The sequence below is a fragment of the Aeromonas sp. QDB20 genome (genome assembly GCF_027707805.1).
GTDB lineage: Bacteria > Pseudomonadota > Gammaproteobacteria > Enterobacterales > Aeromonadaceae > Aeromonas > Aeromonas dhakensis.
Genome location: NZ_JAPCJC010000003.1, coordinates 60,873 through 71,980, shown reverse-complemented (window position 1 = coordinate 71,980; position 11,108 = coordinate 60,873). Strand labels below are relative to the sequence as shown.

At 60.2% G+C, this 11,108-nt stretch carries 13 protein-coding genes; 9 read left to right on the top strand and 4 right to left on the bottom strand.

The features are described 5' to 3' along the window. Positions 1-66 precede the first annotated feature (66 nt). Both pdhR and ampD read right to left on the bottom strand, forming a co-directional pair. Positions 67-831, bottom strand: a complete 765-nt coding sequence (gene pdhR, locus PG897_RS04130; RefSeq protein ID WP_005305630.1) for a pyruvate dehydrogenase complex transcriptional repressor PdhR — start codon at positions 829-831, stop codon at positions 67-69. 275 nt (positions 832-1,106) lie between these two features. Then, positions 1,107-1,679 (bottom strand): 1,6-anhydro-N-acetylmuramyl-L-alanine amidase AmpD, encoded by a 573-nt coding sequence (gene ampD / locus PG897_RS04125; protein WP_201879874.1) that lies wholly within the window; start codon positions 1,677-1,679, stop codon positions 1,107-1,109. A gap of 123 nt (positions 1,680-1,802) precedes the next feature. On the opposite strand from ampD, the gene PG897_RS04120 reads away from it, so the two are divergent. The 9 genes from PG897_RS04120 to yacG all read left to right on the top strand — a co-directional run bounded on the left by PG897_RS04120 (position 1,803) and on the right by yacG (position 9,442). Beyond that, on the top strand, positions 1,803-2,273 hold the full coding sequence (locus PG897_RS04120; protein WP_043171614.1) for a retropepsin-like aspartic protease family protein: 471 nt from the start codon (positions 1,803-1,805) through the stop codon (positions 2,271-2,273). A 4-nt stretch (positions 2,274-2,277) separates the two neighbouring features. Continuing rightward, positions 2,278-3,135, top strand: a complete 858-nt coding sequence (gene nadC / locus PG897_RS04115) for a carboxylating nicotinate-nucleotide diphosphorylase (RefSeq protein ID WP_043171615.1) — start codon at positions 2,278-2,280, stop codon at positions 3,133-3,135. Positions 3,136-3,456: 321 nt separating this feature from the next. Next, positions 3,457-3,879 (top strand): type IVa pilus major pilin TapA, encoded by a 423-nt coding sequence (gene tapA, locus PG897_RS04110; protein ID WP_043171616.1) that lies wholly within the window; start codon positions 3,457-3,459, stop codon positions 3,877-3,879. Positions 3,880-3,885: 6 nt separating this feature from the next. After that, on the top strand, positions 3,886-5,592 hold the full coding sequence (tapB, locus tag PG897_RS04105; RefSeq protein WP_042049838.1) for a PilB family type IVa pilus assembly ATPase TapB: 1,707 nt from the start codon (positions 3,886-3,888) through the stop codon (positions 5,590-5,592). Positions 5,593-5,707: 115 nt separating this feature from the next. Next, complete coding sequence (locus PG897_RS04100) at positions 5,708-6,949, top strand: type II secretion system F family protein (protein ID WP_201879871.1); 1,242 nt, start codon at positions 5,708-5,710, stop codon at positions 6,947-6,949. Positions 6,950-6,971: 22 nt separating this feature from the next. Then, entirely contained in the window at positions 6,972-7,844 is an 873-nt protein-coding gene (locus PG897_RS04095; protein ID WP_201879868.1) for a prepilin peptidase, read from the top strand. A gap of 19 nt (positions 7,845-7,863) precedes the next feature. Next, the gene (gene coaE / locus PG897_RS04090) at positions 7,864-8,478 is read left to right on the top strand and encodes a dephospho-CoA kinase (RefSeq protein WP_201879854.1); all 615 of its coding nucleotides are present in this window, start codon (positions 7,864-7,866) and stop codon (positions 8,476-8,478) included. 37 nt (positions 8,479-8,515) lie between these two features. After that, positions 8,516-9,238 carry a cell division protein ZapD gene (gene zapD, locus PG897_RS04085; protein WP_026141001.1) on the top strand — a complete coding sequence of 241 codons (723 nt, stop codon included), beginning with the start codon at positions 8,516-8,518 and terminating at the stop codon, positions 9,236-9,238. 9 nt (positions 9,239-9,247) lie between these two features. Next, complete coding sequence (gene yacG / locus PG897_RS04080; protein WP_201879851.1) at positions 9,248-9,442, top strand: DNA gyrase inhibitor YacG; 195 nt, start codon at positions 9,248-9,250, stop codon at positions 9,440-9,442. Positions 9,443-9,502: 60 nt separating this feature from the next. Here the strand turns inward: yacG and mutT are convergent, their stop codons facing one another. Next, positions 9,503-9,916, bottom strand: a complete 414-nt coding sequence (gene mutT / locus PG897_RS04075; RefSeq protein ID WP_005305665.1) for an 8-oxo-dGTP diphosphatase MutT — start codon at positions 9,914-9,916, stop codon at positions 9,503-9,505. 8 nt (positions 9,917-9,924) lie between these two features. Beyond that, a complete protein-coding gene (locus PG897_RS04070; RefSeq protein ID WP_201883625.1) occupies positions 9,925-11,103 on the bottom strand; it encodes a tetratricopeptide repeat protein in 1,179 nt (392 codons plus the stop codon). Positions 11,104-11,108 lie beyond the last annotated feature (5 nt).

The following is an 11,108-nucleotide window of genomic DNA, read 5'->3' as shown; positions in this document are numbered from 1 at the left end:
TATGTTGTGATTGCACGGCATTGCACGGCGAAGGGCGCAAGCATTCGACAATAAAGCCTTGTGGGATTAGTTTTCCTGCTGACGGATCCGACGCATGGATCGCTGGATCCGGCTGTCTTCCCTCTGCATATCCAACAAGGTGTCCTCGATAAAGGCCAGGTGCTCATGACAAGCTGCCCTGGCCCGCTCCGGAGCCCCCGACAGGATAGCCTCGATCAGATGCGCGCGATGGCGACGGATCTTGGCGACCACTCCCGGACGGCGATTCAGAATTTCGTTATTGCGTAAAATGTTCTGCTCAAGCATGGGGCCCATGGCCCGCAGCAGATGCAGCAGCACCACGTTGTGGGACGCCTCGGCCACCGCCAGATAGAACTGGGTGACGGCAGCGGATTCGGCTACCAGCGAGCCTTGCTGGCCAGCCTCCTCGATGGCGGACTGCACCTGACGGATCCGCTCGAAATCGGCTTCCGTTCCCCGCAATGCAGCATAGTAGGCACAGATGCCTTCCAGCGCATGGCGAAACTCCAGCAGGTCGTACTGGGCTTCCGGGTGGGTGCTGAGCAGCTCGAACAGGGGATCGGCGATCCCTTTGCTCAAGGCATTCTGTACGTAAGTGCCGCCGCCCTGACGACGATACAAGAGTCCTCTTGCCTCGAGGCGCTGGATGGCTTCGCGCAGCGAAGGGCGCGAAACCTGAAACTGGATGGCCAGTTCCCGCTCAGGCGGCAACTTCTGGCCCGGCTGCAAACTGCCTTCCAGAATCATCTGTTCCAGCTCGGCGACAATGGCGTCGGCCAACTTGGGTTGAGTAATCTTGAGATAGGGCATGAGGCTGCTTTGTTAAATTGGTATTACCAATTTCATGAATGGGGCGAAAATTAGCAGAGGGCATGGGAAAAGTCCACCCAAAAGATGATCTGAATCAAGAATCAACCTTGCCACTTAAGGGGTAAATAGAGGGATTTATGATTTGCCTCATAGAAATTGGTCAGACCAATATTTTTGACGTGGCTCACAGGCAACATTTGATCAACAGCGAATAAAAATGGCCTGCCATAGAGGCAAGCCATTGTTTTAAAAACACAAACTTATTTTTAGAATATTTACTTAAAGTTGAGTTCCTGGCGATATCGCTGCCATTCGAAACTCTCACCCGGATCCGTCTTGCGCCCCGGCGCTATGTCGCAATGGCCGACGATGCGATCCGCCGTGATGGCGGGATAATGACTCGACAAGGTTCGGCTGAGCCCAACCAATACCTCATACTGTGCGTCCGTGTAGGGCAGTTCGTCGGTCCCTTCCAGCTCGATGCCGATGGAGAAGTCGTTGCACGCCTCCCTCCCCTGCCAGCTCGAGACCCCGGCATGCCAGGCTCTGGCACCAAACGGCACATACTGCACCAGTTCACCATCGCGCCGGATCAGGCAGTGGGCCGAGACCCGCAGTTGATGAATGTCGGCAAAGTAGGGATGAGCCGCGGGATCCAGCCTGCCCATAAAGAGATCGTCGATGAAGGGGCCGCCGAACTCGCCTGGCGGCAGGCTGATGCCATGCACCACCAGCAGAGATATGTCGCTCGGGCTGGCCCGCTCGTTGTGGTGGGGAGAGGGCACCTGGCGAGCCTCCCGGCACCAGCCGGCGGCGTCGATGGAAAACGTGAGGTCAGGATGGGTCATCGGCTACTCGATACGAGTTGAGGGGAAAAGCGCGATCCGGGCCGGCATCTTGTCACCAAGCCGCTGAATCAGTGGAAAATTGTGTGTTAGGCTGGGTCATCTTTGGCTCGATATGGATGAGGTATGCAGCAAACGGCGCGCTGGTTCTGGCTACTGGCCTGGCTCTCTTTGATGGGCCTGCTGACCCTCTACTTTCACTCCCGCACCCAACCGAGTGTCACCGCCAGCGGCGAACTCCTGCTGAGGGCCGACCAGAGCGGCCACTATCGACTGGAGGGTGCCATCAACGGCCAGCCGGTGCAACTGCTGCTCGATACCGGCGCAACGCGCATCACAGTGCCGCAACGGGTCGCCGAGCGGCTCGGCCTGACCGCCCACGGCAGCAGCCAGGTGAATACGGCTGCCGGCTTTATCCGGGTCGGCAACGGCTCCATCGAAACGCTGGCGATGGGACCATTGACCTTGTACGATCTGGCCATCTTTATCAACCCGGCGGCGGCTGGCGACGAGGTGCTGGTAGGCATGAATGCCCTCGGCCGGCTGGAGCTGGTTCAAAAGGAGCGGCAGTTGCTGCTCAGACCTTTGCAGGAATAAAGGCATGCTACAACAGGACATCCGTCGCGCCGTGCGCGCCGCACTACTCGAAGATTTGGGCGACGCCCTCACCGCGCTGGACCAACCGGATGCCAGCGCCGATATCACGGCCCAGCTGATCCCGGCGGATCGCATCTCGACGGCCCGCGTCATCACCCGCGAAGCCGGCGTCTTCTGTGGCCAACCCTGGGTAGACGAGGTATTCACCCAGCTTGGCGGCGATGTGCAAGTGGAGTGGCTGGTGCAGGATGGTGAAGTGCTCACCCCCAATCAGGAGCTGTTTCGTCTGCACGGCCCGGCTCGCACCCTGCTGACCGGCGAGCGCAATGCGCTGAACTTCGTGCAGACCCTCTCCGGCGTCGCCACCCTCACCGCCCGCTACGTGGCCGAGCTGGCTGGCACAGATTGCCGTCTGCTTGACACCCGCAAGACCATTCCCGGCCTGCGCAGCGCCCAGAAGTATGCAGTCACCTGCGGCGGCGGCAAGAACCACCGCATCGGCCTCTATGACGCCTATCTCATCAAGGAGAACCATATTCTCGCCTGTGGTGGCATAGCGCAGGCCATTGCCGAGGCTCGCCGGCTCAATCCGGGCAAACCGGTGGAAGTCGAGGTCGAATCGCTGGTAGAACTGGAACAGGCACTGGCAGCCCAGGCAGACATAGTAATGCTGGACAACTTCGACGTGCCCATGATGCGCGAGGCCGTTGCTCTCAATCAGGGGCGGGCCAAGCTGGAAGTGTCCGGCAACGTCACGCTGGACACCCTGGCCGAATATGCTGCTACCGGTGTCGACTTCATTTCGGTCGGTGCCCTGACCAAACATGTGCGGGCCCTTGATCTCTCGATGCGTTTTATCTAGCCGAAGGGCGTTCACCATGCCCCGTCAGGCCGGTGACATATAACAAGATGAAGGACTTGCAAAAGGCGCCATGGGCGCCTTTTCTTTAAGGCAGGATCCCTCGGCAAAGGAGTGTGAGATGGACCCATCCCCGCCAGCTAAAAAGAGTCGATAGGGGCTCTTCATCCATGATTTATATCAAATTTTTCGCAAATGACAGAAAGATTGTTAACAAAGACCCCGACCTCTGTTGCCAAGTCGGACAGCTCGGATAAGATACTGACGTGTGGATAGTTTTCCACCGGCACTTCCCAGGAACCAAGGACAAAAAGGATATTTGAAATGAAGAAACAATCAGGCTTTACCCTTATCGAATTGATGATCGTGGTCGCGATCGTCGCCATCCTGGCCGCCATCGCGCTGCCGGCGTATCAGACATATACCCAAAAAGCTCGGTTCACTGAAGTGGTCTCCGCGACGGGCCCCTATAAAACGGCTATTGAGGTATGTATTCAAAGCAATGCAATTACTGCACTGACTGCAACAGAGAATTGCAATCAGGCGACCAGAGGGGTACCGGCAAACATAGCAACAACGGTAGGAAATGTAGCAACGGTGGCGGTAACTGATACGACTAACGTCATCACTGCAACAGGAACCGCAGCCGTAGGTGGTTTTACCTATATTTTAACTCCAACTATCGCGGCATCAGGAAAAGTAACCTGGGCGCAATCAGGAACCTGCCAAGCTGCTGGTGTTTGTTGATTTAACATGACCTCTAGCCCCAATAGCGGCCTGGCGTTAAGCCTGGCCGCCTCTTCCCTGCTCAGTGAGTCAGACTCACAGCGCTATCTGAGCCAGGCCAAGGCGCAGCGCAAGCCCTTTGTGACCTTTCTGATCGAGAACGAGATCCTCGACAGCAAGGCGCTGGCCGACTTCTGCGAGCTGGAATATGGGGTACCTCTGCTGGATCTTGCCGCCTTCGACTTGGCCGAGATCCCGCAGAAGTACCTCAATCAGAAGCTGATTGAGAAACACCATGTGCTGCCCATCTACACCCAGGGCCACACCCTCTATATCGCCATGTCCGACCCGACCAATGTCTCGGCACTGGAGGATTTTGGTTTCAGCTTCGGGCTGCACACCGAGGCCCTGCTGGTCGAGGAGAACAAGCTGACCGCCGCCATCAGCAAGCTGATGGAGAGCGATCAGGACGCCCTCGGCATGGAGGACATCGACGAATCCGAGATCTCCGAGCTGGAGGTGTCTGACGAAGGGTCACGACTCGACGAGAGCGTCAACACGGCGGACGATGACGCCCCCATCGTCAAATACATCAACAAGATCATGATGGATGCCATCAAGCGCGGTGCATCCGACCTCCACTTCGAACCCTATGAGACCAAGTACCGTATTCGCTTTCGGATAGACGGGATCCTGCATGAGGTAGCGACGCCGCCGGTCAATCTGGCCAACCGCTTCTCGGCCCGCCTCAAGGTGATGGCGCGCCTGGACATCGCCGAACGACGGCTACCCCAGGATGGCCGCATCAAATTGAAAATGTCGCGCAACAAGTCGATGGACATGCGGGTCAACACCCTGCCTACCATGTGGGGCGAGAAGATCGTTATCCGTCTGCTCGACTCTTCCGCTGCGCGCCTCAATATCGAGCAGCTCGGCTTCGACGATCGGCAGAAGGCGCAATATCTGCGTGCGCTTTCGAAGCCTCAGGGCATGATCCTGGTGACCGGTCCGACCGGCTCGGGCAAGACGGTGTCGCTCTACACCGGCCTGAACATCCTCAATACCACAGAGGTGAATATTTCGACCGCCGAAGACCCGGTGGAGATCAACCTGCCAGGAGTCAATCAGGTGCAGGTCAACCCCAAGGCTGGACTGACCTTCGCCAGTGCCCTGCGCTCCTTCCTGCGCCAGGATCCCGACGTGGTGATGGTTGGTGAAATACGGGATCTTGAAACCGCCGAGATCGCCATCAAGGCGGCGCAAACCGGCCACCTGGTGCTCTCCACATTGCACACCAACTCGGCGGCCGAGACGCTGACCCGGATGATGAACATGGGGGTGCCCGCCTTTAACATCGCCTCCTCGGTAACCCTGATCATGGCTCAGCGACTGGCACGCAAGCTGTGCGACCACTGCAAGGCCCCCGAGGTGGTGCCGGAAGCTGAACTGCTGGAGTTGGGGTTCACCCAACAGCAACTGGCCGCAGGCTTGCGGCTGTTCAAGCCGGTTGGTTGCAAGGAGTGTTCGGGCGGCTACAAGGGGCGGGTCGGCATCTACGAGATCCTGTTGATGTCAGAAAATATTGCAAAATTGATCATGCAGGGAGCCAACTCCATGCAGATTGCGGCCATCGCCCAGAAGGAGGGCATGCGCACCTTGCGGACCTCCGGTCTTGAGAAGGCCCGACTGGGGGTGACCAGCCTGGCCGAGATAAACCGGGTAACAACCAACTGACAGAGTCTATCGCTCAGCCGATTCATCCAGGTGCCGCCGGCCCTGGCGATTTCCATCAGGCCGAGGCTGCTTCTCTTAGCGACAAGCAAGCCGGGCCCCATTGCAGGACGCAGTGATGGCAACGCTAACCCAGAAACAGAATGCCCCCAAGAAAGTCTTCGCCTTTCGCTGGAGCGGGGTGAACCGCAAGGGCCAGAAGGTCTCCGGCGAGTTGCAGGCCGACAGCATCAACACGGTCAAGGCCGAGCTGCGCAAGCAGGGCGTCAACGTCACCAAGGTGAGCAAGAAGAGCCAGGGGCTCTTCTCCAAGGGTGGCGCCAAGATAAAGCCGATGGATATTGCCGTCGTCTCCCGTCAGATCACCACCATGCTGTCGGCCGGCGTACCTCTGGTCCAGAGCCTGCAGATCATCGCCCGCAGCCACGAGAAGGCGGCCATGCGCGAGCTGATGGGCCAGATAGCCGCCGATGTGGAGACCGGCACCCCCATGTCCGAGGCGCTGCGCCGCCATCCCCGCCACTTCGATGATCTCTATTGCGACCTGGTCGAGGCGGGCGAGCAGTCCGGCGCCCTGGAGACCATCTACGACCGCATCGCGACTTATCGCGAAAAGTCCGAAGCGCTCAAATCCAAGATCAAGAAGGCCATGTTCTACCCCACCATGGTCATCCTGGTCGCCATTGTCGTCACCTCCATTCTGTTGCTGTTTGTCATTCCGCAGTTTGAGGACATCTTCAAGAGTTTCGGCGCCGAGCTGCCCGCCTTTACCCAGTTCGTCATCGGCATCTCCCGCTTCATGCAGAACTGGTGGTATATGATCTTTGGCGGGGTTGCACTTGCCATCTTCCTCTACGTGCGAACCTGGCGCGCCTCGCAGAAAGTCAGAGACAACACCGACAAGTTCATTCTGACCATCCCGGTGGTCGGCATGATATTGCACAAGGCCGCCATGGCCCGCTTCGCCCGCACCCTCTCCACCACCTTTTCTGCCGGTATCCCGCTGGTGGATGCCCTGATCTCCGCCGCAGGCGCCTCCGGCAACTATGTCTATCGCACCGCCGTCATGGCGATTCGCAACGAGGTGGTGGCCGGCATGCAGATCAACGTGGCCATGCGCACTGTTGATCTGTTCCCCGACATGGTGATCCAGATGGTGATGATTGGCGAGGAGTCAGGCGCCATCGATGATATGCTCTCCAAGGTCGCCACCATCTTCGAACAGGAGGTGGACGATCTGGTCGACGGCCTCACCAGCCTGCTGGAACCTCTCATCATGGTGGTGCTGGGGGTACTGGTCGGCGGCATGGTGGTCGCCATGTACCTGCCCATCTTCAAACTGGGGTCGGTCATCCACTGACCCCCAACCAATCCGGAACCCGATGTTGCTGATCACTGACGTTTTTCACAGCCTGCCCTGGCTCTATTTTTCGCTGGTATTCCTCTTCTCTCTGATGATCGGCAGTTTTCTCAACGTGGTGATCCATCGCCTGCCCATCATGCTGGAACGGGAGTGGCAGGCCGAATACCTCAGCTATTTCAACCCAGAGACACAACTGCAGCAGGAAGAACGCTACAACCTGATGGTGCCGCGTTCTGCCTGCCCCCATTGCGGCCACGCCATCACGGCCATGGAGAATATCCCCCTGCTCAGCTGGCTCTGGCTCAAAGGTCGCTGCCGTGAATGTCAGGCCCCCATCTCGCCCCGTTATCCGCTGGTGGAGCTGTTGACCGCCCTGCTCTCGCTGGTCGTCGCCGCAACATTTCCACCGGGCTGGGGCTTGCTGGCCGCCCTGCTGCTCACCTGGGTGCTGGTGGCGCTCACTTTCATCGATCTGGACAAGATGCTGCTGCCGGATCAGCTGACCCTGCCACTGCTGTGGGGTGGCCTGCTGTTCAATCTGGCAGGGGGATTCGTTCCGCTGGCCGATGCGGTGATCGGTGCCATGGCGGGCTATCTGGTGCTCTGGAGCCTCTACTGGGCCTTCAAGCTGCTGACCGGCAAGGAAGGGATGGGCTACGGCGACTTCAAGCTGCTGGCGGCGCTGGGGGCCTGGCTGGGCTGGCAGGCCCTGCCCATCGTGTTACTGCTCTCTTCCCTGGTCGGCGCCATCATAGGGATCAGTCTCATCCTGCTGCGCAACCACCATCAGAACAAACCCATCCCCTTCGGCCCCTACCTGGCGATCGCCGGCTGGATCGCGTTGCTGTGGGGCGATACCATCACCCGCTGGTACCTCACGACGTTTCTCTGATCAAAGGCAGCACTGACCCATGTATGTAGTCGCAATTACCGGCGGGATTGGCAGCGGCAAGACCACGGTTGCCAATCAGTTTGCCGAGCTGGGCATCGAAGTAGTGGATGCGGACATCATCGCCCGCGAGGTAGTGGAACCCGGCACCCCAGCCCTGGCCGCCATCGCCGCCCATTTTGGCGCAAACGTCATCGCCCCCGATGGCCGGCTCGATCGCCGCCAGCTGCGTGAGCGGGTCTTCACTAACCCGCAGGCCAAGGGCTGGCTCAACGCCCTGCTCCATCCCCTCATTCGCAGCGAGATGCAGCGCCAGTGCGCGGCCGCGCGCTCCCCCTATTGCCTGCTGGTGGTGCCCCTGCTAGTGGAAAACCGGCTCACCGCACTGGCCAACCGGGTACTGGTGATCGACGTGGACGAAGCGACCCAGATTGAGCGTACCTGTCGCCGGGACGGCGTGAGCCGGGAGCAGGCTGAGGCCATCCTGGCCGCCCAGGCGAGCCGGACCGAGCGGCTGGCGGCAGCCGACGATGTGCTGGACAACCGGAACGGCACGCCCGAGGCAATAAAGAGCCGAATTTTCGCGCTGCACGAGACATATCTGGCATTTGCCTCTCAACAAGCCCGCCAACTGTGAGTACACTAGGCCGGTTTATGGCTGGCCAGGATTAGGCATGATTTACGATTTTCCCCTCAATGAAAAAAGCCGGACCTATCTTCGTCTGGAGTCCCTGTTTTCCCAGATCCGCGACAATCTGGAGAGCGACCAGCCCTGGGCACACATCGCCTTTTTCAAGGGCCTGTTCGACCTGCAGGAGTTGCTGGAGCGCGGTGACCTGCGCGCCGATCTCATCAAGGATCTGGAGCGCCTCAGCCAGCGCCTGAGCCACTGGGCCAGTCTGCCAGACGTCGACCTTGAGCAGATCAACCTGATGCAGCAGGAGAGCACCCAGCTCTCCCGCAACCTGCTGAGTGCACCGCGTCCCGGTGCCCGCCTGAAAGAGGACCGGCTGCTTGGCTCCATCCGCCAGCGCTTCTCCATCCCGGGCGGGCTCTGTGCCTTCGACGTGCCGCAACTGCACCACTGGCTGGCCACCCCGGCCATCACGCGCCATCAGCAGATGCAGCTGTGGCTGAGCGACATCAACCTGTTGATGAACGCCATCTCCCTGCTGCTGCGCCTGTGGCGTGAATCCGGCAACTTCAGCGAACAGGTGGCCGTCAACGGCTTCTTCCAGGATACCGCCGAGAGTGCCGAGCTGATCCGCATTCGCCTGAGCAGCACCCAGCAGTGCTACCCGACCCTGAGCGGCCACAAGAACCGGTTCGCCCTGCGCTTTTTGCCAACCGCGGAGCAGCAGATCGGTGACGTGCCCTTCCAGCTGGCCTGCTGCTAAGGAGCATCCATGGTGACCAAGGTAAAGTGCCCGACCTGCCAGACCGAGCTGAAATGGGGCCCGCAGAGCCCGTTTCGCCCGTTCTGCAGCAAGCGCTGCCAGCTGATCGATCTCGGCGAGTGGGCCGACGAGCAGAAGTGCATCCCGGGTGAAGTGGATCCCGAGCTGCTGCCCTACCCCGAAGAAGGGGAGCAGTGGCAGTAAGCCAGCAAGCAAAAAGGGCCGATACGGCCCTTTTTATTTTGGTATGCACTGCGGCTCACATCAGCCCTGTGCGGCCAGCGATGCCTGCAGGCGCGTCACGATCGGGCCATTGGCGTCGGGAAAGTGGTACTCGTGCAGCGAGGCCAGCGGCACCCAGCGACACTCCTGCCCCTCCTTGCCAAACGGCTCGCCACTGAAGCGGGTCACCTTCCAGATATCCAGCAGTACCTGCTTGTCCGGGTAGTCGTGATGCAGCTCCATGAAGGGAGCGCAATCCTGCACCCGGATCCCGATCTCTTCCCACAGCTCCCTGTCCAGCGCGGTGAGCAGATCCTCTCCGGCCTCCACCTTGCCGCCAGGGAATTCCCAGCGATCCCCCTGATGACGATCGGCGGAGCGTCTGGCGATGAAGATATCGCCCCGTTCGTTCTCGATGACGCCAACCGCCACCCAGATCCGTTTCTTCTGTTCCATCATTGTCCTCAGCGTAAACATGGCAAACGGGCAATCCAGGGCGCCAGCCGGCGGGCCTGTGTTTCCCCTTGTGCCGTAAAGATATCCTGCCCCACATGCTCGCTCCCGTCCGGGGCGGGCAGCGGCCAGGGGGTGGCGCCAGACGGCGTAAAGCAGCGGTCATGCACCAGACAGCTCTGCGAGAGATAACCCCAGAGCCGGTCGCGCAAAAACCACTGGTCGATATTCGGCGTCTCCATGACGTCCGGCTGATAGGCTTCGAGCAGGGGCGCCAGTGGCGGCAACATACCGGCCACTCCACCCCACATACCCGCCAGCACCAGATCGGTATGACTCCACCAGTCGCGCATGATATGAAACCAGCGCGTCGATGCAAGCCACTCCTGTACCGCCAGCCGCTCGCGTACACCCGGTACCGAATCCACATCCCGCACCAGAAAGCGTCCCACCCGCGGATCGTTGGCTACCTGAAAACGCCAGCAGAGGCGCCGACCCAAAGATTGACCGGCGGGTTGCAGCAACAGCTCGGCCCCCAGTTCGCGCAGCGCAGCGAGCAGCTCGGCAGGCACGCTCTCATCCACGTAGAAACGCACCCGCCAACCCGGATAGAGATAGGCGGCCGCCAGCACATTGTCGATGGCGCCCCGCAGGTAACGAGGGGCACTGCCCCACAGCGAGAAGGCGATGACATCCGGTTTGTCTGCCGCCAGCCAGGCCGACGGTGCGACTGCCGGCAGAGTCCAGTCTGACGGCGCCTTGTCGCTCACCCGAGCCTTTAGCTCCAGCGAGCGGGTTCCCGCCACGGCAGCCTCGGCGTGGCGCTCCAGCTTGGCCAGCGAGGCGCAGAGAGCATCCAGCGCATGGAAGTCGTCGGGGAGACGCTGCAACAGGATCTGCAGCCGCGCCACCGCCTGTTCGTATTGACCGGACCGTGACAGACAAGAGCAGAGGTTGCGCAGCACCTCGTCGTTGCCAGGTTCGGCCTTGTGAGCCATCTCCAGTACCTGGGCCGCCGACGCCGGGTCACCGCACAAAAAGAGGTAATAGGCAAACTGCAGCTGCAGAGCCACCGGCTTGACCGCGTTGGCATTGAGTCTCGCCAGCAGTTGCTGGATGGCACCCTGACGCTGGCCAGCCAGCCAGCTGGTGTGGGCCGCGGCATCCCAGCCCGTCGGCATCTTGCTCATTACGC